Source organism: Bradyrhizobium sp. USDA3516 (genome assembly GCF_057651995.1).
Genome location: NZ_JBYGYN010000004.1, coordinates 37,532 through 64,104 on the forward strand (window position 1 = coordinate 37,532; position 26,573 = coordinate 64,104).

The 26,573-nt window shown below is 65.0% G+C and carries 37 protein-coding genes and 2 pseudogenes; 16 read left to right on the forward strand and 23 right to left on the reverse strand.

Annotated features, from left to right (window positions below; translation table 11 throughout):
- The first annotated feature begins 8 nt into the window (after positions 1-8).
- On the forward strand, positions 9-716 hold the full coding sequence (locus AC24YW_RS14315) for a glutathione S-transferase (RefSeq protein ID WP_487483349.1): 708 nt from the start codon (positions 9-11) through the stop codon (positions 714-716).
- A 22-nt stretch (positions 717-738) separates the two neighbouring features.
- On the opposite strand, the pseudogene AC24YW_RS14320 reads toward AC24YW_RS14315, so the two are convergent.
- The 4 genes and pseudogenes from AC24YW_RS14320 to AC24YW_RS14335 form a co-directional block, all read right to left on the reverse strand.
- A pseudogene (locus AC24YW_RS14320) lies at positions 739-1,412 on the reverse strand (methyltransferase family protein).
- A 116-nt stretch (positions 1,413-1,528) separates the two neighbouring features.
- Positions 1,529-1,702 (reverse strand): hypothetical protein, encoded by a 174-nt coding sequence (locus AC24YW_RS14325; protein ID WP_487483350.1) that lies wholly within the window; start codon positions 1,700-1,702, stop codon positions 1,529-1,531.
- A 309-nt stretch (positions 1,703-2,011) separates the two neighbouring features.
- Entirely contained in the window at positions 2,012-2,485 is a 474-nt protein-coding gene (locus AC24YW_RS14330; protein WP_487483351.1) for a hypothetical protein, read from the reverse strand.
- Positions 2,486-2,659: 174 nt separating this feature from the next.
- Entirely contained in the window at positions 2,660-2,971 is a 312-nt protein-coding gene (locus tag AC24YW_RS14335; protein ID WP_487483352.1) for a Kazal-type serine protease inhibitor family protein, read from the reverse strand.
- Between the two features lie 196 nt (positions 2,972-3,167).
- Between AC24YW_RS14335 and AC24YW_RS14340 the strand changes: the two genes are divergently transcribed.
- Positions 3,168-4,823, forward strand: coding sequence for a fumarate hydratase (locus AC24YW_RS14340; protein WP_487483353.1), 1,656 nt, complete (start codon positions 3,168-3,170; stop codon positions 4,821-4,823).
- Positions 4,824-4,932: 109 nt separating this feature from the next.
- Here the strand turns inward: AC24YW_RS14340 and AC24YW_RS14345 are convergent, their stop codons facing one another.
- The 5 genes from AC24YW_RS14345 to AC24YW_RS14365 all read right to left on the reverse strand — a co-directional run bounded on the left by AC24YW_RS14345 (position 4,933) and on the right by AC24YW_RS14365 (position 8,628).
- The gene (locus AC24YW_RS14345) at positions 4,933-5,853 is read right to left on the reverse strand and encodes an SH3 domain-containing protein (RefSeq protein ID WP_487483354.1); all 921 of its coding nucleotides are present in this window, start codon (positions 5,851-5,853) and stop codon (positions 4,933-4,935) included.
- A gap of 13 nt (positions 5,854-5,866) precedes the next feature.
- Positions 5,867-6,163: a hypothetical protein gene (locus tag AC24YW_RS14350; RefSeq protein WP_036013050.1), complete on the reverse strand. Its 297-nt coding sequence runs from the start codon at positions 6,161-6,163 to the stop codon at positions 5,867-5,869.
- A 105-nt stretch (positions 6,164-6,268) separates the two neighbouring features.
- Positions 6,269-6,823 carry an inner membrane-spanning protein YciB gene (locus AC24YW_RS14355; RefSeq protein WP_487483355.1) on the reverse strand — a complete coding sequence of 185 codons (555 nt, stop codon included), beginning with the start codon at positions 6,821-6,823 and terminating at the stop codon, positions 6,269-6,271.
- Positions 6,824-6,939: 116 nt separating this feature from the next.
- Positions 6,940-7,191: a hypothetical protein gene (locus AC24YW_RS14360; RefSeq protein ID WP_487483356.1), complete on the reverse strand. Its 252-nt coding sequence runs from the start codon at positions 7,189-7,191 to the stop codon at positions 6,940-6,942.
- A 39-nt stretch (positions 7,192-7,230) separates the two neighbouring features.
- A complete protein-coding gene (locus tag AC24YW_RS14365) occupies positions 7,231-8,628 on the reverse strand; it encodes a carotenoid oxygenase family protein (protein WP_487483357.1) in 1,398 nt (465 codons plus the stop codon).
- Between the two features lie 105 nt (positions 8,629-8,733).
- On the opposite strand from AC24YW_RS14365, the gene AC24YW_RS14370 reads away from it, so the two are divergent.
- Complete coding sequence (locus AC24YW_RS14370; RefSeq protein ID WP_487483358.1) at positions 8,734-9,465, forward strand: TetR/AcrR family transcriptional regulator; 732 nt, start codon at positions 8,734-8,736, stop codon at positions 9,463-9,465.
- Between the two features lie 10 nt (positions 9,466-9,475).
- Here AC24YW_RS14370 and AC24YW_RS14375 read toward each other — a convergent pair whose 3' ends face one another.
- On the reverse strand, positions 9,476-10,081 hold the full coding sequence (locus AC24YW_RS14375; RefSeq protein WP_487483359.1) for a hypothetical protein: 606 nt from the start codon (positions 10,079-10,081) through the stop codon (positions 9,476-9,478).
- 148 nt (positions 10,082-10,229) lie between these two features.
- Between AC24YW_RS14375 and AC24YW_RS14380 the strand changes: the two genes are divergently transcribed.
- The gene (locus AC24YW_RS14380; protein WP_487483360.1) at positions 10,230-10,796 is read left to right on the forward strand and encodes an SET domain-containing protein; all 567 of its coding nucleotides are present in this window, start codon (positions 10,230-10,232) and stop codon (positions 10,794-10,796) included.
- 505 nt (positions 10,797-11,301) lie between these two features.
- Positions 11,302-11,745 carry a hypothetical protein gene (locus AC24YW_RS14385; RefSeq protein ID WP_487483361.1) on the forward strand — a complete coding sequence of 148 codons (444 nt, stop codon included), beginning with the start codon at positions 11,302-11,304 and terminating at the stop codon, positions 11,743-11,745.
- Between the two features lie 955 nt (positions 11,746-12,700).
- Here the strand turns inward: AC24YW_RS14385 and AC24YW_RS14390 are convergent.
- Positions 12,701-13,099 (reverse strand): hypothetical protein, encoded by a 399-nt coding sequence (locus AC24YW_RS14390; protein WP_487483362.1) that lies wholly within the window; start codon positions 13,097-13,099, stop codon positions 12,701-12,703.
- Between the two features lie 33 nt (positions 13,100-13,132).
- Entirely contained in the window at positions 13,133-13,363 is a 231-nt protein-coding gene (locus AC24YW_RS14395; protein ID WP_487483363.1) for a hypothetical protein, read from the reverse strand.
- Between the two features lie 100 nt (positions 13,364-13,463).
- Between AC24YW_RS14395 and AC24YW_RS14400 the strand changes: the two genes are divergently transcribed.
- Positions 13,464-14,285 (forward strand): helix-turn-helix domain-containing protein, encoded by an 822-nt coding sequence (locus AC24YW_RS14400; protein WP_487483364.1) that lies wholly within the window; start codon positions 13,464-13,466, stop codon positions 14,283-14,285.
- Positions 14,286-14,325: 40 nt separating this feature from the next.
- Positions 14,326-15,147: a helix-turn-helix domain-containing protein gene (locus tag AC24YW_RS14405; RefSeq protein WP_487483365.1), complete on the forward strand. Its 822-nt coding sequence runs from the start codon at positions 14,326-14,328 to the stop codon at positions 15,145-15,147.
- Here AC24YW_RS14405 and AC24YW_RS14410 read toward each other — a convergent pair.
- A complete protein-coding gene (locus AC24YW_RS14410) occupies positions 15,135-15,935 on the reverse strand; it encodes a thioesterase family protein (RefSeq protein ID WP_487483366.1) in 801 nt (266 codons plus the stop codon). The genes AC24YW_RS14405 and AC24YW_RS14410 overlap by 13 nt on opposite strands.
- Before the next feature lie 169 nt (positions 15,936-16,104).
- On the opposite strand from AC24YW_RS14410, the gene AC24YW_RS14415 reads away from it, so the two are divergent.
- Genes AC24YW_RS14415 through AC24YW_RS14425 form a run of 3 tightly spaced genes read left to right on the forward strand, consistent with a single transcriptional unit; the run spans position 16,105 to position 17,234 of the window.
- Positions 16,105-16,770, forward strand: a complete 666-nt coding sequence (locus AC24YW_RS14415) for a DsbA family oxidoreductase (protein ID WP_487483367.1) — start codon at positions 16,105-16,107, stop codon at positions 16,768-16,770.
- Between the two features lie 57 nt (positions 16,771-16,827).
- Positions 16,828-17,031, forward strand: a complete 204-nt coding sequence (locus AC24YW_RS14420) for a type II toxin-antitoxin system HicB family antitoxin (RefSeq protein ID WP_487483368.1) — start codon at positions 16,828-16,830, stop codon at positions 17,029-17,031.
- Positions 16,962-17,234: a type II toxin-antitoxin system HicA family toxin gene (locus AC24YW_RS14425; protein WP_487483369.1), complete on the forward strand. Its 273-nt coding sequence runs from the start codon at positions 16,962-16,964 to the stop codon at positions 17,232-17,234. The genes AC24YW_RS14420 and AC24YW_RS14425 overlap by 70 nt, the downstream gene beginning before the upstream one ends.
- Before the next feature lie 2 nt (positions 17,235-17,236).
- Here the strand turns inward: AC24YW_RS14425 and AC24YW_RS14430 are convergent, their stop codons facing one another.
- From AC24YW_RS14430 to AC24YW_RS14440, 3 genes and pseudogenes are all read right to left on the reverse strand, one after another.
- A complete protein-coding gene (locus AC24YW_RS14430; RefSeq protein ID WP_487483370.1) occupies positions 17,237-18,406 on the reverse strand; it encodes a GNAT family N-acetyltransferase in 1,170 nt (389 codons plus the stop codon).
- Positions 18,407-18,562: 156 nt separating this feature from the next.
- Positions 18,563-19,996, reverse strand: a complete 1,434-nt coding sequence (ccoG, locus tag AC24YW_RS14435) for a cytochrome c oxidase accessory protein CcoG (RefSeq protein ID WP_487483371.1) — start codon at positions 19,994-19,996, stop codon at positions 18,563-18,565.
- Positions 19,993-20,181 (reverse strand): annotated as a pseudogene (locus AC24YW_RS14440) (ArsR/SmtB family transcription factor); the annotation flags it as partial. The pseudogene AC24YW_RS14440 and the gene ccoG, both read right to left, overlap by 4 nt.
- 48 nt (positions 20,182-20,229) lie before the next feature.
- Here AC24YW_RS14440 and AC24YW_RS14445 point away from each other — a divergent pair.
- Positions 20,230-20,658, forward strand: a complete 429-nt coding sequence (locus AC24YW_RS14445) for a YeeE/YedE family protein (protein ID WP_487483372.1) — start codon at positions 20,230-20,232, stop codon at positions 20,656-20,658.
- Positions 20,659-20,663: 5 nt separating this feature from the next.
- A complete protein-coding gene (locus AC24YW_RS14450; RefSeq protein ID WP_487483373.1) occupies positions 20,664-21,131 on the forward strand; it encodes a DUF6691 family protein in 468 nt (155 codons plus the stop codon).
- A gap of 55 nt (positions 21,132-21,186) precedes the next feature.
- On the opposite strand, the gene AC24YW_RS14455 is transcribed toward AC24YW_RS14450, so the two are convergent.
- The 3 genes from AC24YW_RS14455 to AC24YW_RS14465 all read right to left on the reverse strand — a co-directional run bounded on the left by AC24YW_RS14455 (position 21,187) and on the right by AC24YW_RS14465 (position 22,595).
- Complete coding sequence (locus AC24YW_RS14455; protein WP_487483374.1) at positions 21,187-21,519, reverse strand: hypothetical protein; 333 nt, start codon at positions 21,517-21,519, stop codon at positions 21,187-21,189.
- 95 nt (positions 21,520-21,614) lie between these two features.
- A complete protein-coding gene (locus AC24YW_RS14460) occupies positions 21,615-22,019 on the reverse strand; it encodes a hypothetical protein (RefSeq protein WP_487483375.1) in 405 nt (134 codons plus the stop codon).
- Positions 22,020-22,352: 333 nt separating this feature from the next.
- Positions 22,353-22,595 carry a PilZ domain-containing protein gene (locus AC24YW_RS14465; protein WP_487483376.1) on the reverse strand — a complete coding sequence of 81 codons (243 nt, stop codon included), beginning with the start codon at positions 22,593-22,595 and terminating at the stop codon, positions 22,353-22,355.
- A 184-nt stretch (positions 22,596-22,779) separates the two neighbouring features.
- Here AC24YW_RS14465 and AC24YW_RS14470 point away from each other — a divergent pair, with 184 nt between their 5' ends.
- A complete protein-coding gene (locus AC24YW_RS14470; RefSeq protein ID WP_487483377.1) occupies positions 22,780-23,073 on the forward strand; it encodes an HdeA family protein in 294 nt (97 codons plus the stop codon).
- 109 nt (positions 23,074-23,182) lie between these two features.
- Here AC24YW_RS14470 and AC24YW_RS14475 read toward each other — a convergent pair whose 3' ends face one another.
- Entirely contained in the window at positions 23,183-23,647 is a 465-nt protein-coding gene (locus AC24YW_RS14475) for a PaaI family thioesterase (protein WP_487483378.1), read from the reverse strand.
- A 364-nt stretch (positions 23,648-24,011) separates the two neighbouring features.
- On the opposite strand from AC24YW_RS14475, the gene AC24YW_RS14480 reads away from it, so the two are divergent.
- Together AC24YW_RS14480 and AC24YW_RS14485 are read left to right on the forward strand one after the other, a co-directional pair.
- The gene (locus AC24YW_RS14480) at positions 24,012-24,308 is read left to right on the forward strand and encodes a hypothetical protein (RefSeq protein ID WP_487483379.1); all 297 of its coding nucleotides are present in this window, start codon (positions 24,012-24,014) and stop codon (positions 24,306-24,308) included.
- Between the two features lie 98 nt (positions 24,309-24,406).
- A complete protein-coding gene (locus AC24YW_RS14485) occupies positions 24,407-24,661 on the forward strand; it encodes a hypothetical protein (RefSeq protein ID WP_487483380.1) in 255 nt (84 codons plus the stop codon).
- A 41-nt stretch (positions 24,662-24,702) separates the two neighbouring features.
- Here the strand turns inward: AC24YW_RS14485 and AC24YW_RS14490 are convergent, their stop codons facing one another.
- Positions 24,703-24,891 carry a hypothetical protein gene (locus AC24YW_RS14490; RefSeq protein WP_487483381.1) on the reverse strand — a complete coding sequence of 63 codons (189 nt, stop codon included), beginning with the start codon at positions 24,889-24,891 and terminating at the stop codon, positions 24,703-24,705.
- A gap of 239 nt (positions 24,892-25,130) precedes the next feature.
- On the opposite strand from AC24YW_RS14490, the gene AC24YW_RS14495 reads away from it, so the two are divergent.
- Positions 25,131-25,388: a DUF2798 domain-containing protein gene (locus tag AC24YW_RS14495; RefSeq protein WP_487483382.1), complete on the forward strand. Its 258-nt coding sequence runs from the start codon at positions 25,131-25,133 to the stop codon at positions 25,386-25,388.
- A gap of 580 nt (positions 25,389-25,968) precedes the next feature.
- Here the strand turns inward: AC24YW_RS14495 and AC24YW_RS14500 are convergent.
- Both AC24YW_RS14500 and AC24YW_RS14505 read right to left on the reverse strand, forming a co-directional pair.
- The gene (locus AC24YW_RS14500) at positions 25,969-26,139 is read right to left on the reverse strand and encodes a hypothetical protein (protein ID WP_487483383.1); all 171 of its coding nucleotides are present in this window, start codon (positions 26,137-26,139) and stop codon (positions 25,969-25,971) included.
- Positions 26,140-26,293: 154 nt separating this feature from the next.
- Entirely contained in the window at positions 26,294-26,494 is a 201-nt protein-coding gene (locus AC24YW_RS14505) for a hypothetical protein (RefSeq protein WP_487483384.1), read from the reverse strand.
- Positions 26,495-26,573 lie beyond the last annotated feature (79 nt).

Consider the following 26,573-nt stretch of genomic DNA (forward strand, 5'->3'; position numbering starts at 1 on the left):
CCTTTCCCATGAAATACGAGCTCTACTACTGGCCCGAGATCCAGGGCCGCGGCGAATATGTGCGGCTGGCGCTGGAGGAGGCGGGCGCCGCCTACGTCGATGTCGCGCGCGGTCCGCGCGGGACTGCCGCGATGATGAAGATGATGGATGCGCACGAGGGCACGCCGCCTTTTGCGCCGCCGTTCCTGAAAGCAGGCAAGCTCGTCATCGGCCAGACCGCCAACATCCTGCTCTATCTCGGCGCCCGCCATGGGCTCGCGCCAAAGTCGGAAGCCGGCAGGCTCTGGGTGCACCAGCTTCAGCTCACGATCACGGACTTCGTCGTCGAGATCCACGACACCCATCATCCGCTCGGACCCTCGCTCTATTATGAGGACCAGAAGGCACCGGCGAAAAAGCGCACGGCCGACTTCTGGGACGAGCGCGTGCCGAAATATCTCGGCTATTTCGAGCGGCTTCTCGACGAGAGCGGCGGCACCTATGTCACCGGTCGCCGCCCGACCTATGTCGATCTCTCGCTATTCCAGATCGTCGACGGGCTGCGTTATGCCTTTCCCAGACGCATGAAGGCGTTCGAGAAGGATGTCCCGGGCCTCGTCGGCCTGCACGACCGCATCGCCGCGCGGCCCAACGTCAAGGCCTATCTCGCAAGCGAGCGCCGCATTCCCTTCAACGAGCAGGGCATCTTCCGCCGCTATCGCGAGCTGGATCGATAGCGGCCTCGGGCAGTTGGCGCGTTCACCAGACGCCGGGGATGAGGCGATAGCGCACCCGCGCGGCGTAATCGGTGTAGCCGGGCAGGCCCTCGCGCAGCGTGCGCTCCTCGATCGGGATGCGGATCGCGAGCAAGCCGAGGAGGAGCGGCATCATCGCCAGTCCCCACCACGAACCCAGCAGCAACGGCACGCCGGTGAAGAACAGGATCATGCCGCTGTACATGGGGTGGCGGACATAGGCGTAGGGACCGGTCGAGATCACGTGCTGCGCGCGCTCGGCTTGCAGCTTCACCACGGGCGCGGCGAACGAGTTCTCACGGAACACCCACATGGTGAACAGTGTCGAGGCCAGGAACAGCGCGAGGCCGAGCACCTGCAACGCCGCCGACATGTCGGAGGATCGAACGCGGCGGTCGAGACCCATTACGGCAAGCCAGGCCAGTATCGCGACGATGAACAGCGCCATGAACATCTTGTCGGCGGCGGGCTGATCCTTCTGCAGCACCGGCCGCAGGCGTTCGGCGAGCAGCGCCGATCGGTCCGGTAGAGCCACCAGCCGCAGAGTGGGCCGAGCAGGGCGGAGATCGCGAGGAACGCCCAGGCCGACGGCCAATGCAGCGTCCCGGCGCACGCGAACAGCAGCGCGCCCATGCCGATGACGAACATCGTGTTCCGCAACAATAGCCGTGCGATCATGCGCCGGTCCCGGGTGAACGGCGCACGATCCTGGTTCAGCTATCCGGCAAAGATGCGGCCGGACACGCCAAAAGCCCGATCGACCGGATCGGGCGCTTCGGCCTTGGCAGGCCTGATCAGGCGAGCTGATCGATCCGCGTGCCCTGACCGGGCGGCAGTGGCGCCGGCGGCTGCGGCTTGAAGGTCGGATTCTCGTCCTTGACCTTGGCCTGATCGTCCTGCGGCTTGGTCGTGTCGTAGTTCGGAACCACGATCGCGATCGGCGGGGGCGCAACGGTGGAAACCTTCATCCGCAAATCCTCACACATGGAAACAATCAAGCCTGCCCTGCGAGGAGCGAAATTTCCTTCAAGCCAATCGTTAAAATGCGAGGGAATTGGTGTGGTGAAGGCCGTGCACGCGTGGCATCCGCGCGGTGCAAACCGAGACGACGAGGCCTCTCCCCGTCATTGCGAGGAGCCCTTGCGACGAAGCAATCCAGACTGTCCCCGCGGACACATTTCTGGATTGCTTCGCTACGCTCGCAATGACTGAGGACGTGGCGAGCTGCGTCGCGCCACGCGTGCACCGTACCCGCAGCGAAACGAAGGAGCTCCGCCCTATTCGTCCTTGCCGCGCGTAATCGCGATGGACGCCTCCGTCTTGGTGCGCGTGCACTCCATGTTGAGCCGGCGATAGCGCATGGTTACCTTGTCGCCGCGCAACAGACCCATCCGCTTCAGGCAGCGCGTCGCGCCCGTCGTGGTGTCGTCCTTGGTCACGGTGAAGACGATCGCCGCCATCGATCCGACCAGCGCATAGAACTCGGGCTTCGGCTTGCGATCGCCCTTGGCATAGAGCTCGATGGAATATTTGTCGCCGCGGCAGCCGACCGACAGCTCCTTGGCCGCGGGGTGCGTGAGATAGACGACGTTGGCGGCGCGGAAATTCACCTTGAGGCGATCGACCTGGTTCGCCAGCTCCTTGGCGCTGTCGTCGCAGCGATCGGCGCGGGCAGGCGAAGCGAGAGCCACAAGGCCGGTGATGGCGGCGGCGACCAGGATCGCGCCGCGGACGTTCAAGTTCAATGTCATGATCAAAAGCCCCTTAGCGCGCGCATTCAAGCGTCGGCGAACGCGAAGCGCAAGGGCGAAGCGTCATTCGTGGCAAAGGCAGCTCGAAGACGTGGGGCGCGGCTGCTCGGTCAGGATGCTTGTAGGTCGCCGCCGGAGGCGTCCTTGGTCGGCCTCCGGCGTCAGGCGCTGAACTCAGTAGGCGCATTTCCCCGTGCTTCGCAGCGAGACACCCGCAGCCCGGCGCTCGCAATCGTTGCCATAGGTCTTGCCGTCGCAGCCGCAGACAGGGCGGAATTCCCTGGTGCAGAACCTCGGCTTCTTCGTGCAAACGCCTTCGAGATCGAAGGCACCGCAGGTCCCGGGCTTGAACTGGCAGAACAGACCGGCGTCACATTGAATGCCGGCAATGGTGCCACATTGCTTGCCTGGGCCGACCGCGTGCGCGCCGGTGGGTATCGCGATCATCAACGCCGTCATCGCGCAAACGAGTAGCCGCATGCTCATGATTGCCTCCCTTGTTCGTTCGTCAAAAATGTCGCCGATGAAACAACTTAAGATTACATCAAGCAAGATAAATCGCAATAATTGCCGATATTGGGGTCTCCGCTTGCGACTTGCTTCCCTTTCCTTTGTGCCAAAAATGCTTAGAAGGGCTCTAATGCCGGGTTAGACCCGACCCCCCACACCCTGAGACGCGCCCATGAACGCTCCCACCGCCTTCCCTGACCAGTCCAAGCCCGTTCCGCCCTACAAGCACACCCCGCTGTTCCCGCTGGGCAAGGACGAGACGCCCTACAAGAAGATTTCGTCCGAGGGCGTCAGGGTCGAGAAGGTGCTCGGCAAGGACATGCTGGTGGTGTCGCGCGAGGCGCTGCGGGCGCTGTCGGAGGCGGCCTTCGGCGACATCAACCATTACCTGCGGCCGGGCCATCTGAAGCAGCTCCGCGCGATCCTGGAGGACGGCGAGGCGAGCCCGAACGACAAGTTCGTCGCCCTGGACTTCCTCAAGAACGCCAACATCGCGGCCGGCGGCGTGCTGCCGATGTGCCAGGACACCGGCACCGCGATCATCATGGGCAAGAAGGGCTGCAACGTCATCACCGACGGCGACGACGAGGCGGCGCTGTCCGAAGGCGCGCGCGACGCCTACCTGCGCCGCAATCTGCGCTATTCGCAGGTCGCGCCGCTCTCGATGTATGAAGAGAAGAACACCGCCAACAACATGCCGGCGCAGTGCGAGATCTACGCCGAGGGTGATGACGCCTACAAGTTCATGTTCATGGCCAAGGGCGGCGGCTCCGCCAACAAGAGCTTTCTGTTCCAGGCCACGCCATCGGTGCTGACCAAGGACCGGCTGCTCGCGTTCCTGAAGGAAAAGATCCTGACGCTCGGCACCGCGGCGTGCCCGCCCTATCACCTCGCCATCGTGATCGGCGGCACCTCGGCCGAGCTGTGCATGAAGACGGTGAAGCTAGCCTCCGCGCGCTATCTCGATGCGCTGCCGACGCACGGCTCGCCCGACGGCAACGCCTTCCGCGACGTCGAGATGGAGAAGGAAATCCACAAGATGACGCAGAGCCTGGGAGTTGGCGCGCAGTTCGGCGGCAAGTATTTCTGCCACGACGTGCGCGTGATCCGCATGCCCAGGCACGGCGCCTCGCTCCCGATCGGGCTCGGCGTGTCCTGCTCGGCCGACCGCCAGGTGCTCGGCAAGATCACCAAAGACGGCGTCTATCTCGAGGAGCTCGAGCACAACCCGGCGCAATACCTGCCGCAGGTCGAAGAGTCGCTCGGCGGCGAGGTCGTCAAGATCGACCTCAACCAGCCGATGAAGGACATCCTGGCGACGTTCTCGAAATATCCGATCAAGACGCGGGTCTCGATGACCGGCACCATGATCGTGGCGCGCGATAGCGCCCATGCCAAGCTGCGCGAGCGGCTGGAGAAGGGCGAGCCGCTGCCGGACTATTTCAAGAACCATCCGGTCTATTACGCCGGTCCCGCCAAGACGCCCGAAGGCTACGCCTCCGGCGCGTTTGGTCCGACCACCGCGGGCCGCATGGATTCCTTCGTCGACCAGTTCCAGGCCGCCGGCGGCTCGATGGTGATGGTGGCCAAGGGCAACCGCGCGCCGGCCGTGCGCGAGGCCTGCAAGAAATACGGTGGCTTCTATCTCGGCTCGATCGGCGGCGCCGCGGCGAACCTCGCCGAGCACTGCATCAAGAAGGTCGAGGTGCTCGAATATCCCGAGCTCGGCATGGAAGCGATCTGGCGCATCGAAGTCGTCGATTTCCCGGCGTTCATCATCATCGACGACAAGGGCAACGACTTCTTCAAGGAGTTGAATTTGGGCTGAGACCGTCATGGCCGGGCTTGACCCGGCCATCCATCGCCCTTCAGAGAAGATGGATACGCGGGTCAAGCCCGCGTATGACGATTTGAGTTGGCGGCGAAGTCGATGCGCGTCAGCTGCAATTCGTGACCTGGTTGGAGCACAGCGCGCGCCACCAGCCGCGGACGCCGTCGTGGCTCTCGACGAGGCCCCAATACCCGCTGCAGGCAAGAAGCCGCTTCGGTCCGCCGTCGCCGTCGATCGGGCCGCCGAGCTCGCGCTGGGCCGGCATCCATTTGGCATCGGTGAAGGGCGCCTGGAACAGGCCGCCGGCGCGCGTGCCGCCATTGGCATAGGCCGCGCCGACCTTGTTCGAGGCGACCCAGCCGCGTCCGGCATAGGGTTTTGGCGCGCTGCGCGGATATCGCGTCTCGTCCTCGTAGTCCTTGCCGGGCGGCTTTGCGCCTTCGATCAGGAACCAGCCGTCCTTGAACCCGATGATGCGGAATTCGGTGAGCCAGCCGCCCTCGGGCGTGTTCTCGGCGCCGCGGAGCCTGAGCCGGTAGGGCGGCGGCAAGGTGCCGAGCACGCGCGCCTTGACCGATGGCTCGGCGCGCACGTTGAGTCCGCACGGGTCCTTGTCGATCGACCAGGCGCCGAGATCGCAGGGCTCGGTGCCAGCAGGCAGCGTTGCGCGCTTGGCGGCGAGTTCCGCGTGCAGCCTGGCGAAATCATTGTCGTCGTTGTCAGGATCCGGCCCGGTGCGCGGCTTCAGCTCCGCTGACGTCGCCCGCGCAGCATCCGCAGTCAGCGTGACGACCAGAACCTGGCGCGCCGCAAAGACGCTTGCCGGCGTCTTCGGATCGTTCGCTGTCGCGGGATAGACCGCGAGATAACCGGTCGAACCCTCGGTTCGAAAAGCGGTGCCGGCAACATAGCCTGCCGGCACCAGGGCGAGCGCGCTTGCGCGCCACGCCGGTTCGCTGTCACCTGCGCGCGCTGCCTGTGTTGCGACGGACAGGACTGCCGCCGCGATGAGGAGGAGCGCACGCATCGGTGCAGAGGCTTTACGCCCGCGCGCCCGTGAATGGGAAGCTGCCCATTGGGCCGATACCCATCTCGCCGCTGATGCTGTCGCCGGAGACCGTGCCGGTGAATTCGAGCGTGAGCGGCATCGGCTTGTCGATCGAAACCTTCCAGGAGACGTTGTCGCCCGAGACCGTGCCGTCGAAGATCTCGGTGGTATTGCCTTCCGCGCCCTGCGTCCCCGTGAGCGTGCCGCCCGCAGCCTTCAGGCTCAGCGTCGCCTGGCGCTCGCCCATCGGCGTCGTCATGGTCAGATTCCAGTTGCCGTCTACGGCCATTCCCGTCTCCCGAGCAGATTGCGGCGGTCCGCGACGATCCGCGGCCGTCCTGAGCGAGCCCTATAACCCAACTCGCAGGTCCTGCCTAACCCTGCGATCGGCCAATCAGGCGCGGGCGGCGGCACGCCGGCGGCTGGTGACGATGAGGCGTAGAACGAGGTATTGCACGGCAAAGGCCAGGATCTTGCCGCCGCCGGCGACCACCGTGAGATAGAACGCCCACAGCTTCAGATCGCCCGTGGAGGCGACCACGATCATCCCGCCGCCGATCACGAACATCAGCGCCGCCCAGGCATAGCCCGCGGCCGTCACGTATTCAGGAACCGTTTCGGTGACGATCGGAGGCATGTAGCGCAGCATCCAGCCGCGCTTGAGCATGATGAGGCCGATCGCGAAATGCGCGATGGCGGGCTTGGCCAACATGAAGCGTGGATCGTTGGTCAGCAGCGTGATGCCACCCAGCCCAACGACGAGGGCAAGGCTCGCATACGTCATGTAGTTGAGTTGCTGCCCCTTGAGGCGGGCATAGATCACCTGCGCCGCCGCGCCGGCGATCGCAACCGACGTGGCCACGACGACATTGTCGGTGATGAGGTAGATGGCCAGGAAGAGAATGGCGGAAAAAAGGTCGGAGCCCAGACGGGCAAATACGTCCTTCATCGTGATCCTGTTCCGCGGGCCTGGGCAATCTGCACTAGCGCAGCATACCTGTCTTGGCGATGCTCTGGATACCCCTTTGTGCTGCAAACCGTGCTGCTACAGGTCACCTGGAACTTCTACAGCGTCAAACCGACGTAGGTGATCTCCAGAAAACGAAGGACCGCAACGGTTTGTGTCAAGGCGTCGTCGATCAATTCCGTCCAGGGCAGGAGCGGCAAGGCGGCGGCGCTCAGCAGACCGAGGCTGAGCAGGATGCCGGCGTCGAAGACCGTAGGGCTCCGCCGCGGCCGGGTCGCATGGAATGCGAGGGCAGCGACGATCAAGGCGAGGAGGACGAGGCAGCCAGCGGTGATCGAGGGCATATCCATGAGAGACGTCTCTGCATTCGCTTGTGTCATTTCGCCTTGTTACGCCGCGCCGACCCAATTGCCGTGGAAGCCGTCGGGCACGCGGTGGCCGAGCTGCACCAGCGCAGCGGGGCCGGCCTCGATGTCGGTGGCATTGAACACGGCGAGATCGCTGCGGTTCTCGCGTGCGTGCCAGACCACCGCGAGCAGCCAGCCGTCGCCTTCGGCGGCATCCTTGGATCGCTCGACGAAAACAGGCTCGGAGATGGTGTCGCCGGCCGGCAGCAGGTATTGGCCGAGCCGCCTGCCGTTGCCGTCGACATGGACGATGCCCGACAGCGCGCCGAACATCGGCAATTTCGGATTGGCGCAGGCGTACCAGCCGTGGCGGCTCTTCAGCCCGGCGCGGCGATCGTCGATGCGCGGGAATTCCCCGGTGAGATCGTCGAGATACGTCTGCTGGAAGCGGTCGGTATTGCCTGCGAGATCGAAGGTCCAGCGGCAATGGCGGGCGCGCGATTTCTCGGGATCGGTGGGACGGCCGTCCGGATGCGGAAACAGCGGCGCTTCCTCGAACTGCATGACGTCGGCAATGATGCGGTCGCCATCTTCCCACGCATTCATGACGTGGAAGACGTAGCAGGCTTCCGCACGAAACCAGACGATGTCCTTGGCGGTGCCGCTGCGCTTCATGACGCCGACATAGGAGCCCTTGTCCGGCTCCCAGGCATAGGGCGGCCGTCCGCTCATCGCGCGCTCCATGCTGCCGGTGATCGGCAGGATCGGAAACAGCACATGGTTCGCGGTGACGATGAAGTCGTGCACCATGCTGGCACAGGGCGACTCGAACCGCTCGAAGCGCGTCGCCTTGCCTGTTGCGTCGATCGATCCGTAGGAGAGGGCGGGGGTCAAGGGACCTGCGGCGTTGTAGCCGAAGAACACGAGTTCGCCGGTGACGGGGTCGATCTTGGGATGCGCGGTGAAACTGCCGGCGACGCGGCCCTGGTAGTTGTGGTAGCCGCGCGTCGCCAGCGTGCCCGGCTCGATCTCCGTCGGCAGATGCGCTTCTTCCAGCGCCAGCAGCTTGCCGGCGTGGAAGATGATGTTGGTGTTGGCGACGCCTCCGTCGGTCAGGTTCGCCGGCGCATCCGGCAGCTTGCGGCCGAAGCCGCCGAACAGCGCGCGGCCGGCGTCATGCTCGGCGAGCCATTTCGGCGTGCGGACCCAGCGGTTGCGGTAGCTGGCGCGGCCGTTCTCGAGATGAAAGGCGTGCAGCATGCCGTCGCCGACGAACCAGTGCGCGCCGGGCGCATCGAACTGCGGATTGGGGCCGTTGCGGTAGAGCGTGCCGTTCAGCTCGCGCGGCAATTCACCGACGATCTTCAGGAAGGGCGCGTCGGCCTCGAACGGGATCGGCGCGATATTGTTGCGGCGCTCGGCCATTGCGTCGTGCTGCACGGCGAATCCTCCCAATCTTTACATCGTAAAGATTGAATAGACCCGATCGCGGCTTTGGTCAAGTGAAATCTTTACACTGTCAATATTGCGTCATATAGCTTGCAAATGGCCAAGACCGACACCAAGGGCGAAGCGGCGCGAAGCCCGCGTGCCCCGAGAAAAACCGCCTCGACCGCGGCATCGCGCACCGTGCGGCGCGCGAGAAGCGCCAAGACCGAGACGCCGTATCATCACGGCGCGCTCCGCGAAGCGCTGCTCCAGGCCGCCGAACGGGTGCTGGAGCGCGACGGGCTCGCCGGACTGACCTTGCGCGCGGTGGCGCGCGAGGCCGGCGTCTCGCATGCCGCACCGACCCATCATTTCGGCGACCTGACGGGCCTGCTCAGCGAGCTCGCGGCCGTCGGCTTCCGCCAGTTCAACGCGGTGATGGCCGCGTCGTGCGATGCCGCCACCACGCCGCTCGAAGCCGCGCTGGCGCGGCCGAAAGCCTACATCGCCTATGCGCAGGCCCATCCGGGCATGTACGGCATCATGTTCCGCAGCGAGCGGCTGGACTATTCGAGGCCGTCGCTGCACGAGGCCGCCGAGGCGTCTTTCGCCGGACTTGCCAATGCCATCGGCATGATGCGACAGGAGCAGATCAGCGGCGACGCGCTGACGCTGAACCAGGGCGCGGCGATCGCGCGCGCCTGGTCGCTGGTGCACGGCTTTACGATGCTGCTGCTCGACGGACGGCTGAAGGACATTCTCGCGCGGCTGCCGGAGGGAACGACCGCCGAGCGGCTGCTGGAGGCGATGCTGACGGCGCCAGTGACGCCGAAGCTTCCCGGCTGTTGAACCGCGAAAGCTACCGCATCGTGGCGAGCTCGACGGCGCGGCCGCGCGTGCCGACGATCTTGACCTCATCCTTGCCGCAGGTGAAGCCGCGGGCGAGATCGTCCGCGGCCTTGCGCGCGAGCTCGTTGGCGTTCGGGTTGGCGATGGCGTCGATATAAGCAACGTGGCAGACCGGACCCGGCGGCAGCCGGGTCACCACCAGCATGGCCTTGGTGTTCGGCCGCCCCTGCTTGTCCGGATCGGAATTGTCGGCGATGTGCCAGCGCTGGATGATCGCGAACGGCGTTGCGCCCATGGCGCGCCATTCGATCGTGGGCTCCGATGAATTGAACGGGCCGAACCAGACCTTGGCCGCCGGCTCCTCGGCCGCTTGCTTGCGATTGCGGCCGACCGAGACGATTTCCCGCAGATCGTCCTCGGCAGTCAGCACCATCAGGCCATCCTTGCCCGGACAGGCCCGCGTGGTGCTGCCGTCGAGCTCGCTGGCTTTACCGATCTGGCGGCAATCCTTCGGCGCGGTCGAGGTGTAGGTGCTGCCCACGGTTTGGGCGGCGGCGCCATCGAGACCGGCGAGCGACAGCAGCACAGCCAGGCAAGGGGTGGTGATGCGGATCATGATGACGCCTTGATGTCGCGGGAACTCCTCACTCTCAGACGTCTTGATTGTGGGCAAGGTTCAAACTGGCCTGACAGCGGCGCGGAATCGTTCTAGAAGAGCGGCTTCGCCTGAGGCATCCGGCCTCGCGTTCTCATTTCTCTTGATCATGCCAGCCATCGCTTCCAGCAAATCCTACCGTGTCGGCCGCTCCAAGACCGGACTCGGCCTCTTCGCCACCAAGCCGATCAAGAAGGGCACTCGGATCATCCGCTATTTCGGACCGATCCTGGACTCGCGGATCCCGGCGCACGACGAGATCGAGAACAAATATCTGTTCGAGCTCAACGGCCGCTGGACCATCGATGGCTCGGTGCGCAAGAATCTCGCGCGCTACATCAACCATTCCTGCCGCCCCAACGCGGAATCGGACGTCCGGCCGCGCGAGCGCAAGGTCTATATCCGCGCCATCAAGAACATCGAGCCGGGCGACGAGATCAACTACGATTACGGCACCGACTATTTCAAAGCCTATCTGAAGCCGATCGGCTGCAAGTGCGATTCCTGCGAGAAGAAGCGCAAGAAGCTGCGCGCCGAGGCGCGGGCCGAACGCGCCAAGGTGAAGGCACGGGCCGAGCGCAAGGCCCAGAAGGCGGGCGCGAAAACCACCGCCGCGAAAAAGAAGAAGCTGAACGGCAAGCACTTCGCCGGCAAGGTCGGCCGCGCGAAGGCGTAGCCTCGCGCAGCACCTACCGGCTTTCACGAGTCCCCCTGATTGATCCTCAGGCTGCCGGCTGAAATGCAGCGGAGTTTCCACGCACCGTCATTGCGAGCGAAAGCGACTTGTCCGCCGAAGCCTTGGCGAAGGCGGAAGCAATCCAGAATCCCACCGCGGAAAGACTCTGGATTGCGCCGCTCCTCGCCGCAGGGCTATCGCATTTGAGATGTGGCTATGGGCGCCGACTGTCTCCACAACGTAATGGCCGGGCTTGTCCCGGCCATCCACGCCTTTCCACCAAGCACAAAGAACGTGGATGCCCGGGACAAGCCCGGGCATGACGACCTCTGCAAAATTCAAATGCGATTGCGCTGCTCGCCGTAAGCGTTGCCGGCCTCGATTGACCAACCATTTCGGGCACAGTTAAGCGAAACAACCAAAATAATCCCACCGACTTTTGGTTGGAATTTTGGAGCACCGGGGATTTAGTGTTACCGTACCCGACCATACCCATGAGACGACGATGCGAACCTTTGGCATCTTATCTCGCGAGGTCTGCGCAGGAGTTGTATTTCTATTTCTGTCGATGACCATACTATGGCCGTCGGGGGCAATTGGCGGCGAACTGAGTTTGACGTGTATTTATGAGATTATGACGTCCGCCCGAGAGGCCATGGTTCTTTGTGAAGGCACGCTCGATCGCAAGAGTGAGCATACTTATCAGGAATTCCGCGCGACCTTGAAAAGGTTCATCAACGAAAACGCAAAATTGGATAAAGACAAAATCGCCGCCGACTATGATCGAGTTCGGAGCCTGCGTGCACGAGAGGAAGTCGCGAGGGGCTTTTGTAAGCTGCCAGAGTACCTCGGTTTGAAGGTGATGTTGCCGGAACTCTTGCGGAGAGAAGCAACGTTCCGCGAACGGCTTGAAAGATCCGTGGATCCAACGGAGGGAGAATGCCTCTAGTCTTTCTGACGTTCCAGTTGCGCCCCACGCGACAATGAATGTTGCAGCCCGGTAGGATGGTTACGCAAGGGCTCAACCCATACCGGCGAGGCGTCGGGCAAAACACCCAAAATCTGTCAATCCCATCTCGCAAAAACATATCGCTTTTCCGAATTTCGGATTTATGGCATACGTCCGCCATCCCGGCCCTGCCAGAGGGGCGCTTCGCGATCGTCACGAGATGCGGGTTGGGGTGCGGTGGACGCGGTAGCGCCGGCGCGATTGCGGAGGGACAGGGCGGGCGACCGTGAGTCCTGGCGCGATGCGCATACGACACGGCGCGGTCACAGCGGTTGGGTCGATGGTCTGGGGCGCGCACACTAAGCCCCGGGCGCTGAGGCAGAGCCGTCCGCGGACGGAGAAGTCGTGTGGTCCCGACGCCCGGGGTTCTGGCGTCAAGGCTTGCGGTGATGCGGCGGACCGACCGGGTCCGCGCATCAGAGAAGCCGCAAGGCGACGGGGGCAATAGTGCAACGCTCCCCGAGGAGAGCACGAAGGACACCGTTAAAACCATCCGCGCAGGGAAGGCCGGGCGACCGGCAACACCTGTAGTCCACCCCGTGTGCATTTTCCTTGTACACGGACTCGGGTGCCGCCGGCGCCCGGCCTTCCCTGCGCCCTTTGGCAATATGGGGCGCAAGCAACGAAGCAAAGCTCGGGCGAAATCCGCTGCGAGAACGGAAGGGCGCGTCTGCGGTTTGAATTTCAACGGAGAGGCGATGCCCATGCAGATTCGGTCATCATGGCGGGCGCAGCAACGACATGCGGCGCTCTCGTGCCCCGGACGCAGCGCAGCGCTCCTTCAGCGCTGCGCTGCTGAGCCGGGGCCCATCTATCCGCGAGCGATCCGTGCGGGTGGGTCCCGGCTCTGCGCAGCAGCGCAAGAGCGCTGCAGCGCGTCCGGGACACGAGAGGGTTACGCGACCGCAACGGCGCTGCTTCGCCGCAACCCCACATATTGCAGCTCCGCAAACACGCCGGTGGCGATGGCCTGCGCGACGACCATGAGCTGGCCGGCGAGGTTCGGCGACACCGCGCCCGAGAGCAGCAGCGCGATGCTGCCGACGGTCCAGGCCGCATTGCCGATCACGACCAGCAGCACGAGCGGCTTCGCCAGCGTTGTCCGCGAGGCGATCCAGCCGACCAGGGCGGTGTAGGCGATCAGGAACAAGCCGGCTTCGAACAGCAGCGCTTCGGGCAGGTTGAACAGCCCTGCGAACGCGCTGGCGCCGAAGGTGAAGCCGAGCGCGGCGACGCCGCTGAAGATGGCGTCGGCGAACAGGGCGCGGCGCAGGAAGGTGGATGCATCGATCATCTCAGGTCTCCATGGTTGAGCTGGGGGTGGAACTCAAAGCAGCCCGCGCCACCAGGCGCGGACGAGGCGGGCGAGACGGAACGGGCAGAGGTTCCTGCCGACCCCGTGCTCGAAGGCGATGACCTGCGCGACCACATAGCCGCCGGCCGAATGCACCAGCGGCTCCGGCATGTTCAGGCTGCGCGCCAGCATCCGCGTTGCGAACGCCATCGCCCAGGGCAAGACGTGGTCTGCGAAGGTCCGGTAGAGCAGCAGCGCGATCATGGTCATCTCCTGTTACGACCCAAGATGCGCGTGCTCGCCCCTCATTTCGATTACCTCGCTGGTAATGGAAGCGCCTAAATCCGCGTGCTAGCTTTTGACCATGAACGCACACGCTTCCACCGCACGCACCGAACGCAGCCAGCCGGTCCATATCGGCGACCATTTGCGCGAATGGCGGCAGCGCCGCCGCATGAGCCAGCTCGATCTCGCCGGCGAAGCCGAAATCTCGGCGCGGCATTTGAGCTTCGTCGAGACCGGCCGCGCCGCGCCGTCGCGCGACATGGTGCTCAGGCTCGCCGAGCGGCTCGACGTGCCCTTGCGCGAACGCAACGTGCTGCTGGTCGCAGCCGGTTTCGCGCCGGCCTTTCCGCAGCGCCCGCTGGAGGATCCCGCCTTGAAATCAGCCCGTCAGGCGATCGACCTCGTCTTGAAAGCGCATGAGCCCAATCCGGCGCTCGCGGTGGACCGGCACTGGAACCTGGTCTCCGCCAACCGCATGGTGGCGCCGTTGCTCGATGGCATCCCGCAGCATCTGCTCGGCCAGCCCGTCAACGTGCTCAGGCTCGCCTTCCATCCCGAGGCGCTGGCGCCGCGCACGGTCAATCTCGCCGAATGGTGCGGGCATCTCCTGGAGCGGCTGCATCGGCAGTGCGAGGCGACGGCCGATCCGGAGCTGATCAAGCTCTACAACGATCTGAAGAGCTATCCGATTCCGGCGCGCGCGGCGCCGCTGCCACCCGACAACGTCGCGATCCCGTTCAAGCTGCGGCTCGGCGGAGAGATCCTCAGCTTCTTCTCCACCACCATGGTGTTCGGCACGCCGGTCGACATCACCCTGTCGGAGCTGGCGCTGGAGACGTTCTTTCCGGCGGACGAACGCACTGCCGAGCGGCTGAAGCAGATGGCGGCCGAGCTCCGATAGCGGCGTTTACAGGACGGAGCAGCGCTCGCATAATCGGCGGATGGACACACGCGCGTTCCGGCGATTGCGGCCGGCCAATCCCGTCGGCGACCTCCTGCGCGGCTGGCGCAGTCGCCGTGCATTGAGCCAGGCGGAGCTGGCGTTCGAGGCCGGCATCTCGATCAAGCATCTGAGCTATGTCGAGACCGGGAAGGCGGCGGCCAGCCGGGACATCCTGCTGCAGCTCGCGTCCGCGCTCGATCTGTCGCTGCGCGATCGCAATGCGCTGCTCGAATCCGGCGGCTTCGCGCGGCAATATGGCGAGCGCGATCTGTCGGCGCCGGAGCTTGCCGAGGCGCGGCGTGCCATCGATCTTCTGCTTCTCCGTCACGAGCCGTTCCCGGCGATCGTCACCGACCGGCGCTGGAACGTAATGCAGGCCAATCGGGCCGCCTCGCGCCTGATGACCATGCTGCTTGGCCCTCTACGCATGCAGCGGCCGCTCAACCACATGCGCATGTTCCTCGCTCCCGACGAGCTCAAGCCGTTCGTCGAGAACTGGCCGATCGTTGCGGCCGCGCTGCTGGCGCGGGCGCGGCACGAAGCCATGGCCGCGCCGCTCGACGAGGCCCTGCAATCGACCTGGCGCGAATTGATGCGGCTGCCGCAGCTGCCTGCGGCGACCGAGGACAACGCCGCCCCGGGGCCGCTCTGCGAGGTGCGGCTGCGCAAGGGCGATGTCGGCATTGGATTGATCGGTGCAGTGCTGACGCTCGGCACGCCGCAGGACGTGACGCTGCAGGAGCTTCGCGTCGAGATGTTCATGCCTGCTGATGCCGCCTCCGAGGCCGCCCTGGTCGCGCTGGCTGCTCAGGACGTCTGAGCCTGCGCGGCCTCGCGCCGTTCGAAGCTCATGGCCTGCATCACCTCCGCGAACGGACCGTTGCGATCACTCAGTGTCGCCGTGGTAAGGCCCGCGCCACGGGCGCCGACGCGCGTCGCGGCGCGGATCAGGATCCATTCACCCTCGGGCGGACGGAAGAAATAGAGGCTGATCTCCGGGTTGATGAAGGTCCATTGGCGCATGTCGACGATCTGCGCGACGCCGCTGGAGAAATCCGCCGCCTGCACCGCCTGGAGGAGCGGCGTGTTCGGCTCGCCCTCGACCAGCGGCGCATCGAGCCGCATCCAGGCCGCCGCCGGGCCCGGCTTCTCCAGGGCGCCCTCGATGAGCCGCACCGACACGTTCTGGAAATAGCGGCTCCATTTCTGCGCAAAGGCGGGCGGCGGGCTGCCGGCCTCGGGCCCCTTGTCGACGGTCACAGGCCTCGCGAACGGATCGACGGGCGTCTCGCCGCTCGGCGCCGTCAGCAGCGCCGTGCAGCGGCCGATCTCGGTCTCGCCATCCATCAGCCGCACCTGCAGCGTCTTGGCCTTGCGACCGTCGCGCAGCAGCTCGGTGACCGTCCTGAACGGGCGCAGGCCCGCCGGCCGCCAGAGATCGAAGGTCAGGCGCCGCACAGCAAAGCCGGATCTGGCGGCGAGGCGCTCGACCTCGCGGGCCATCAGCGCGGTGGTGGCGCTTCCCTGCAGCATGTCCGGCGACCACGGCCCGCCGGCATGCTCGGTGGCCCGGAACAGATCGCCTTCCGGCTTGAAAACGGCGGTCATCGCACTCTCCTGGGGGCTTGATCGTGGCCGCAAGTATCGGGGCGCACAGGACCGGTCACAATAACCGCAGAGGTGAAGTCGTGAGCCATGCAGGGCGGGTGCCTTGCGCCGCCCTCGGTTCGGCCTATGTTCGGGCGGACCCTCGAAGTGCCCGAAGGAGGCGCCTGACATGAGCACGCTGAAACCGCTCCAGATCGACGTCGTCTCCGACGTGGTCTGCCCCTGGTGCTATATCGGCAAGCATCGCATCGAGAGCGCGCTGGCGCTGGTGCCCGACGTTCCGGTCAAGCTCAATTTCCGTCCCTTCTTCCTCAACCCCTGGGTGCCGCGCGAGGGCATCAGCCGCGAGGCCTATCTCACCCAGAAGTTCGGCTCGGTCGAAGCCTATAAGGGCATCGCGGGACGCGTCGTCGCGGCCGCGAGCGAGGAGGGGCTCGTCTACAAGCCCGAGCTGGTCGCGCGCCAGCCAAACACGACCGACTGCCACCGCCTGATCCTGTGGGCGGACGCGATCGGCAAGGCGCCCGAGATGAAGCAGCGCCTGATGGAGCTGTACTTCCGCGATGGCGGCGATCTCACCGATGTGAACGTGCTGGTGCAGGCGGCCGCCGACATCGGCCTCGACGCCGACGACGTGCGCAAGCGCCTCGCCACCGACGAGGACGTCGCGCGCGTCTCGGCCGACGCGCAGGAAGCCGCCGAGAAGGGCATCTCCGGCGTGCCGACCTATGTCTTTGCGCAGAAGTACGCTGTCTCCGGCGCGCAGGATCCAAATCTGCTCGCCCGCGCCATCCGCCAGGTCTCGGCGGAGATCAACGCGCAGGCGGCGGAGTAGGCAGCGGAGATTGAAATTGTCGGCGGCTTGGGCGACTATTCGGGACGCGAGGGCACTATGAAGATCAGGATCGTCGTACACGAGGCAGAAGAGGGAGGCTTCTGGGCCGAAGTTCCAGCGATCCCTGGCTGCGCCACGGAAGGCGATACCATGGATGAGCTCATGGCGAATCTTCGCGATGCGATCGAAGGATGTCTGTCGGTCGAAATAGCGCCGCCGGAGCCGGGTGGCATCGAGCGGATTTTGGAATTGACGACGTGAAGTCGCTCTCTGGTCGGGAGTTCGCGCGAATTGTCGAACGACACGGCTGGAACTTACTTCGCGTCAGCGGCAGTCATCACATCTACGGCAAGTCGGGCAGCATCGTTCGGCTCTCCGTTCCCATCCATGGCAACAAGCCTCTAAGAACGGGGCTCCTGCGTCATCTCGTCAAGATGGCGGAGCTATCGGAAGAGGACCTATAGTCTCACTTCCTCATCAAATGAACTGCGCGCCGCGCCGCCGCGTATGCGGCGCCGTGGGCTGCAACCGCTCCCTGAATGAGCGCCACGACCGGATCGTGCCGCCGCAGCGGGATCAGCACATCGCCGATCGCGAGGCGTCCGCGCCAGATCGGGTTGATCATGGGGTGATCGGCATTCGCCGTCGAGTCCGCGCTGGCGATGGTGGGGTCGGCGCAGAGATGGCGGGTGAGGTCCAGCGTGAGCTGCACGCCCGGCGAATATTTTGCAAAGCGCTCGTCGATGCCGAGCTTGAAGAAGAAGGCGCGGTCTTGATGGCGCAGCACGATGCCGGCGGCAATCGGCGTCGTGCCGGCGTGAAGCGTGACGATCTCGCACTGCGCGGTCTCCGCCAGCGCGGGAACCGCGCGGCGGATGAAGCTCGCGTCGCCCGCGTGCTGAACCAGCGCGGTGCCGCGCTTGCCCTTCCAGCCGCTGGCCTCGAGCTGCAGGAAGCTTTCGAGCGCACGCCCGATCTCGTCGGCGCTGCGCGCGACCTCGAACACGACGGGGCCGTGCTGCTCGAGACGATGACGCTGGCGCCGCAGCTCCTTGAGCTTCTTGGCGCCGAGCGCCTCGCGCAACAGCGTCTCTCCATCCTGCGTTGCATCGAGGCTGGCGCGGATGTAGGAGCTCAGGATTCTCGGCTTCAGGCGGTCGCGCTCAAGTACCTGCTTGAGTGATGTCATGGCCCCGCCGTCGAGCGCGACGTCGGTCAGCACGAGCGCATGCGCGCCGGCCTCGCGCGCCTGCTGCAATAGAAGCGCGGCGGCTTCGAGCGGAGCGTCGCGGTCGAGCAGCGGGCTGCACAGCGTGCCATAGGGATGCGCGCTCACCAAAGCGGGCAGGGGAATCTTCAGGGCGCGCCAGAGTGAGACCACCGGCATCAGGCCGATCAGGCGGGCCGAAGGATCGTCAAATGCCGCCAGCGCCGAGGCATCCGTGCGACCGCGCGCCGTTGCGCTGACGGCGAGCTCCCAGGCGGGCAGGTAGTATCCGTTGGGCTCGATCGCCCGCTGCGCCAGCGCGCGCCATTGGCAGGTATCGATTGCGGCAAGCGGGACAGGCGCGCGCGCCATCGCGACATCACTGGCCGATGCCGGATTGATCGCAGCCTGATGCGCGATGTCGACCACGTCCCGTCGTCCCCCGTTCGCGCGAGCTGAGCCCGCGCCACCGGTCATGCTTAGCGCAAAGATTGGAAAATACCGTTGGCACGCCGCTGCAATTCGAGCGGTAGTGTTAACATTCCATTCAGCATCTCACCGCGGCTTGACCTCGTGGAACCGTGGCTAGTCCGGCACGAAATGATCGCGGGCGCTCGCGCGGCCGCCGCTGGCTGTATCGGTGATGGTGATCTCGACGTCGCGGGAGGTCTTCGGCAGGTCGCTGGGCCCGGCCTGGACCGACAGCCTGACCTCGCGGGTTTGATCCTGCCCGACCTCGATGATGGGCTTACCGCCCGGGCCCGCCTCGATGCCAGCGACGCGAATGGTCGCGCCCGGCAGACCGGAGACGTCGAGCGCAAACGATCGCTGTGCACCCTTGTTGAGGATGCGCACGGTGTAATCGTTGCGCACGCCGCCGTCCGAAAGCTTGACGAAGAGGGGGTTGCGCTCGTGCAGCACGTTGACGTCCATCGTCGCGCGGGTGGCGAGGGTGTAGAGCATGATGCTGCCCACCATGGCGATGGCCGCGGCATAGATCAGCGTGCGCGGACGGATGATGCGGTAGACCGGCGGCTTGCCCTCGCGCCGGCGCTGCATGTTGATGTCGGTGTCGTAGCCGATCAGGCCCTGAGGCCGGCCGATCTCGCGCATGACGTTGTCGCAGGCGTCGATGCACAGGCCGCACTGGATGCAACCGAGCTGGATGCCGTGGCGGATGTCGACGCCGGTCGGGCAGACATTGATGCACTGATGGCAGTCGAGGCAATCGCCGGCGGGGTCGCCATGGGCGCGGGCGGCATCTGCCTTCTTCACCGACATGCGCGGCTCGCCGCGGTCACGCCGATAGGTGACGTTGAGCGCCCATTCGTCGGTCAGCGCCGCCTGGATGCGCGGCCACGGGCACATGTAGATGCACATCTGTTCACGGGCATGACCGGCGAAGACATAGGTCGTGGCGGTGAGGATGCCGATCCAGAGATAGGCGATGAACGGGGCCTGGAAGGTGGCGAGCTCCTTCACCAGCGTCGGCGCGTCGGAGAAATAGAGCACCCAGGCGCCGCCGGTCCACCAGGCGATCATGATCCAGAGGAAGTGCTTGAGCGCGACCTTGCGAAGATGGTCGAACGTCCAGTAGCGCTTGTCGCCCTGCATGCGCTCGCGCCGGTCGCCCTCGACCCAACGCTCGACCGCATAGAACAGGTCGGTCCACACCGTCTGCGGGCACATGTAGCCGCACCAAAGCCGTCCGGCGACCGCGTTCATCAGGAACAGAATCATCGCCGCGATGATGAGGAGGCCGGTGAAATAATAGACCTCTTGCGGCCACAGCTCGATGAAGAAGAAGTAGAAGCGCCGATGCGGGAAGTCGATCAGCACGGCCTGGTCGGGCAGGCCGGGTCCGCGATTCCAGCGCACGAACGGCAGCAGGTAATAGGTTCCGAGCGTGACGCACAGGATCGCCCATTTGATGCGGCGGAAAGGGCCATGGACCGACTGCGGATAGACCTTCTTCCGTTTCTCGTAGAGAGGTCCCTCGATGAAGGTGTCGTCGGTCATGGCAGTGCTCCCCGCGTCTTGCGAAGGCGAGAGTCCGACTTGCCGGCGCAGAAGGGACGGTACAGACTCTCCAGCACTGCGCGGACTTCCGGGCTCGCGATGCTGTAGTATATCGTTCGGCCGCCCCGCCTCGGTTTGACCAGGCTCAATGCGCGCATCTTTCCGAGATGCTGGGATAGGGCGGCCATGGTATTTGCGCCCTGCGCAAGGGCGTTCTCGATCAGGAGAGGCCCATGGTCACGACGTCTTTTACGCCGATCGCGTCCCTCGCTGGCGGAGCGATGATCGGGCTTGCCGCCGTTCTGCTGATGTGGGCAACGGGGCGGATCGCCGGCGTCAGCGGCATCGCCGCGCGGCTGTTTCCGCCCTATGAAGACCGCGAATTCGCCGGGCGCCTCGCCTTCGTCGCCGGTCTCGTCGCCGCGCCCATACTAGTGCGGCTCGCCACGGGAGACCTGCCGGCACAGACGATCGCGGCGGGGCCGGCGCTTCTGATCATCGGCGGGCTGTTGACCGGTTTCGGTTCGGTGTGGGGCAGCGGCTGCACCTCCGGCCACGGCGTTTGCGGCCTGTCGCGGCTGTCGGGGCGCTCCCTGGTTGCGACCATCACCTTCATGGCCGCCGGCATGGCGACCGTGTTCGTGATGCGGCACTGGAGCTGATGGCGATGGCAATCCTGGTTCAATTCGCGATCGGGCTGATCTTCGGCCTCGGCCTCATCGTCTCCGGAATGTCAGACCCAGCGAAAGTGCTGAACTTCCTGGACGTCGGCGGCATTCCGGCAGGGACATGGGATGCGAGCCTTGCCTTCGTCATGGCGGGGGCGGTGGCGGTGACCTTCGTCGGCTTCAGCCGCGTCCTGAAGCTCGCGCGTCCGCTCTTCGCCGATCGATTCCATCTGCCGACGCGGCGAGACATCGATCCCAGGATCGTCGCTGGTCCGGCGATCTTCGGGATCGGCTGGGGATTGGTGGGCTTTTGCCCGGGGCCGGCACTGACCGCGCTCGGATTTGGCTCGCTCTCGGCCGTCATCTTCGTCGTGGCGATGTGCGCCGGCATGGCGCTCGCCCGCTTCATCGCTCACCTGCCGTCATTGACGCGTTTCGTCACGCCGGCCGATCCACTCGAAACCTGAGGTCACGGGCCGGGCGAACAATCTCGTCCGGTCCCGACCATCAAGCCTTCATCGCTCACCAGCGGTCATCGACGCCCACGCCGACGCTGACGCCGGGCGCGCGAATGCCGACGCCGGCGCGCGGGCCGTCATCGTAGTGGCGATGATAGGTCCGGCGCTCATAGTAGCGGTCGCGCGGCATGGAATTGTAGGAATCGCGCACGATCACGCGCGACCCGCCGCGCGTGCGATAGCAGCGGCCGTCTTCGTCGCAGACGAGTCGCACCTGCTGCACGAGATCCGGATTGGTGTATTCGCTGGTCATATAGATATCGGAAGCCTTGGCCCCCGAGGCGGCGGCCAAGGCACCCACGCCAGCCACCAGCGCAATAGTCAACGTCCTCATCATGTCCTCCTCGAAACTGCCCTCGGCGGTAACAAGAAGGGGAGGCGGTGGATCGTTCCGGGTCATCTACAGGTTTTTCCCGGAACCTAGGCGGTTTCCTAGATCGGCTCGTAGGTCTCCGTCCCGCAGATGTCGTCGGCGTCGGCGCGCCGGCGGTCCACGACCTTGCCGGCGTTGATCGTCACGATGTAGGTCTGGGCGCCGAGCGACGTACCGGTCGCCGAGGTGAGCTGCGCGCGGACGCACGCGGTCCAGCCCGGTCCTCGCAGTTCACGATGCGGCGGGGCGACGTGAACCTCGCGCGGATAGGAGGTTGCAACAAAGACCACGTCGATCTGCTCGCGCACCACGTGCTTGACGTCGGGCGGCGCCTCCGGCGGCGGCTGCTCGGCCTCCTTCATGCGCATGAATTCGGGCACCGGTGCGCGGCTGTCGGCAAAGCCGCAGGCACCGAGCGCAAGCGCGGCGAAAAGCAGCGCCGCATGAGCAATGATCCGCAACATCCGTGAAGGTCCCCTGCGGGCCAACAGATAGGCACGATTGCGATCCGACGAAGTCGCGGCCGATCAAGATTTGCTGAAGTCCTGGAACCAGCGACATTGCTATTCCGCGATTGCGGGCTGGTTTGTACCCCATAGGCGGGGGATTGCTGACATGCGGCTTCTGGCCATTGCGGCCGCAGTGTCGGCGCTGAGGACCGCCTCGGCGCAGGCGCAGGGCCGGCGCCGAGCCGATCGAGGTTGCGGTCTCATCATCGCTCGCGGTCGTTGCGTGATTGCGAGCCAATCGTGATCGTGATGTGCACGCGATGCGAACCTTCGTTCACATCGCGCCCGCTATCGCATGAAAGCGAGGCCGACGCGCTTGTCGCTGCGCCAAACTGTGCGACAATGCCGTACGAAATCGTCGCACGCGATCGAGAGCGTGACCGATGGCGGCAACATGACGGGAGTGTCGAGGTCGATCGCCGCGCCGCCCGCCGACATGTTGCGCACCGTGCAAGCAATGCCGCTGTTTTCAAAGGTGATCTTTCCGCCCTTGAAAACACGGTGACGTTGCGATGTGCGCTTCTCAATCATCCGAGTCAGTCCTGTCGATGATTGCGAAGATAGTGCATGGAAATTACGTTGAACTAAACTCAATACTGGCGCTACTTGCACGGCGTTTCAGACTTTGTTTACGACGTTGGAGCGGCGAGCCCCTCCAAAGAGCCTCCCCAAAGAGCCTTTTCCTTTATGGCGTGACGCGCCGATGGAGATATTGATGAAGACTTCGCTTTCGATTTTGTTCGCGGCAGCGCTCTCGCTGGCCTCGTTGCCCGCTCACGCCGCCAAGTGGGATCTCTCGACCATGTCCTGCAAGCAGTTCCTCGAGAGCGGCGAGGACAACATCGCGGTCGTGCTGACCTGGATGGACGGCTGGTACAAGGGCGACGAGGACAACGCGATCATCGACACCGACGTCTTCATCGCGAATGCCAAGAAGTTCGGCGCCTATTGCGGAAAGAATCCGACCGTCAGCGTCGTCACCGCGGCCGACGAGATCCTCGGCAAGTGACATTGCGGGCGCAATGACGGGAAGCGCGAGCGCGCTTCCGACTCGATTTCCATCGAGAGCCGCGTCGAGCCTTGCGCTTCGCGCGGCTCTCTTGGTCTCAGAGCGCATTTCACCCCGGCAGCATCGCGAACGCGCTCGACACCATCGCGGCCGGCTTGCCGTCCGCGGCCGAGAGCAGCGTGACGCGGCCAAAGCTCATGGTGCGCCCGAGCCGCACCACGCGCGCATCCGCCAGCACGTCGGACGCGGCGACCGCGCGCATGAAATGCGTGGTCTGATCGACCGTGGTCATGGGACGGTAGCCGCGGTTGGCCGCGAGGATCGCGATCACCATCGCGGTATCGGCGAGCGCCATCAGCGCCTGGCCGCAGACCACGCCGCCATTGCGGCACAGCCGCTCCGAGAACGGCATGCGCAACAGCGCCCCGGGCTGCCAATCCGGGGCGTCCGCGGGCTGTGCATGCTCGATGCGCTCGACCGCGAGGTTGAGATCCTGGACCCAGGGCGCAAAGACCTCGCCGAGGATACGCCTGGCGTCGGCAAGGCCGAACTCGGCTTCTGGCTGCGTTTGCATTGCTGTCGCGCTCTCCTGTGTTGCCGGATGTTTCACCGCATTGTGCGCGCATCGGCGAGGCAAAGTCACCCGGTCTCGCGCCGGCCACGTCGGCTTGAAAATGCCTGACTTGGCCCGATATGATGCCTCGCTTGGGTAGGGGTGGATGATGTTGCGTCGCTGTGTCCTCGTCTTTTGCATGGGCCTGCTCGGTTTCGCGCTGAGCGGGTGCACCAAATGCGGTCCGATCTGGGACGATTGGCTGCAGGCGCCCAAATCCTGCCGATCGGATCGGCCCTAGCGGCCACCGGGTCGTGACCGGGCTGACGAGGATGTCACGGCGCGGGGCGATCCCGCGCCTCATGGAAGACTTAAGGAGTGGATGATGAAGCTTTTCCGTTTGGCCGCGGTACTGGCCGTGCTGGCGGGACCTGTCTACGCGCAAATGCCCAACATCAATTTGATGCAGGATGCCCCGGCCAAGTCTCCGGAGGAGAAGGCCGTCGAGGCCGAGCGCGAGAAGGCCTACAAGGAAACGCTGAAGAAGATTCCGGATTCCAAGGCATCCAGCGATCCCTGGGGGGGCATGCGCGCCGAACAGCCGAAGCAGCCGGCGGCGCCGAAGGCGTCGGCCGCAACCAGTGCGCCGAAGAAGACCAAGAGCGGGACGGCCGCCAACTGACCCGTTCCGGGGAGCCACAACGCTCCTCGGAAGGACTCCTCTTGGTCCGGCCGGCGCCCTACATTGTCCGTAGCGTAGTGCGTCAAGGAAGGCAGGACATGGCCGATCGTCCGCGGGATCTCGCCGAGCGGATGGCGCGCCGGCGCAAGACGGCCGGCAAGCCCGGCCAGCCCGCTGGCGACGGCTATCTGCGCGAGACCTTCACGCTGCCGCGCGCGGCGGCGCGGGAACGGGCGCAGGCCTTCTTCGCCCGCTATCCCAAGGCCGGCTATATGAGCGAGGTCGAGACCTGGCGCGAATTACCCGGCGGCGATATCGAATTCACCATGCGGCGGCTGCCCAGCGCGGACTGACGCGTTCTTTGCCGCGCTTTGGCGCATGAGCGCGAAGCGGTTCAGGCCGTCTTGCGCTCGATCGCCTTCAGCTCGCGGTCGATGCGCAGCTGCACGCGCCGGATCGCCAGCAGGTCGATCCTGGTCTCGGTCTGGCCGGTCTTGATCTTCTCGCCGATGCGGAACTGCCAGTGCCAGATTCCGGGAACCGCCGTCTTGGTGATGGTGAACTCGACGCCCCTGTGATTCATGGTCACCTCCCACGATTCACCCCTCGTGCCTTCAAACAAGCTGGTCGTCGCAATATTCCGCAGACAAGAAAAACGTCGCCCGCGGCCTCCGTGGTTCTCCGACCATGAACAAAGTTCCTGCGCTCCGGCCGGGGTGCATCCAGCGGTCCCACAGCGCAGTTCCAACCCGCGCAGGTTCCGCTTCAGCCTGACGGCATGTGCCTTGCTTGCTGATCCCGGCAAGCAAGGATGGGCGCTTCATGCTCGGTATTCCCCGCCGCTACTCGCACTTCGTCTTCGGCATCATCCAGTCCGGGCTGACCTCTCTGATCGCGGCGGGAGTTGCGAGCTTTCCCGCCGGCAGCCCGATGCTCTTCGTGCGGCACTGGATGGTGTCCTGGCTGATCGCATGGGCCGCGATGCTGCCGGTCGTGCTGCTGGCGGCGCCCGCGATTCGCGCGGTCTCGCTGCGCCTGACCCGCGAGGAGCGGGAGTCCCGGGCCGGCCGGCAGGCATGAAAAAACCCCGCCGGGGCAGAGCCAGGCGGGGTGAGAGTTGTTGGAGGCTGGGTGCTGGGCTGCAACACCATAGCCGGGCGACCATAGCTGCGTGAGCTGACGACAGCCTGACGGGGCGGACCGCCGGCAGGCGCGCGAGCGAAAGGCCGCAGACAGGCCCCGTACCGGTCCCAATTTCGACATCCGTCCGCACCACTGCGGACACACCCGTCGGCAAGATTTTCATCCGTTCGGCGCAGCCATGGGGGAAACGTGGCGCACCGGAAACGGGGTGGCATCATATGGATAACGTAGAGCGGTCATTCGCCGCCGCGACGGCGGCTGGCTTCGTCGTGCTGGTGATAGGCCTGGTTCTGCTGGCCGTGCTGTAGAAGAGCGCTGCTGCAGACAGAACCTGGCGTGCCGGGTCGTCCCACGATGGCGCCGGCGCGACCTGCCTTTCAAAAAGTGGCAAAACAACCCCATGCACAGTAGGGGGCTTGGCAATTTCCTCGCTTCGCCAACGGGTTAGTAGTAGTATTTAGATACCTTGCGCATCCGCGGTCGCGCGGCGCCGCTCCGGCGCCGGTCCGCGCAGCGCCTAATGAACCTTGATCTCGTTCAGCGGCAGATGGAGCTCGGCGGCGCGCTCTTCGCGATCCTTCTTGCGGAACTCGTTCTCCTTGCGCTCGAACTTCACCATCTCCTCGTGCGCGGCCTCCAGCAGCGGCTTTCGCCTCAGCGTATCGTGGTGCGTGTCGTTGTTCGTCATGACCAGAGATCCCCAGAAGTTGCGGTCCCATCCCCACAGAAGGCCCGAGACCGCCAAAAGGTTCGGTGCAGCAGGATTACGGAAACATGACGGCGCGCCGACCGCGCGTCGTTGATGTGGTCATGTTCGCTTCGAGGAATCGGGGCAGGCCCGGTTATTTCGGTGGCTGAAGCTCCGGCGATTTGGCCCAATCGTTCAGATGATTGGCAACGTCGGCCTGACGGGCCTTCTTCAGCAGCGCGTCCCGCTCCGGCCCGGGCGGAAGCCTGGAGGCCTGCTCGCGGACCTGCGTCACCCATGCCGAGAGCCGGTCCTGAAGGGTCAGTTGCTGCTTGAAACGTCGTCGCTTGAACATGGCGCGCTTTTTCCGTGCGAGGAGGCGGGAGCGCGAGCTGAGCGGTCTCATCACCGATGGGGGTCACGGTCCGCGCGGT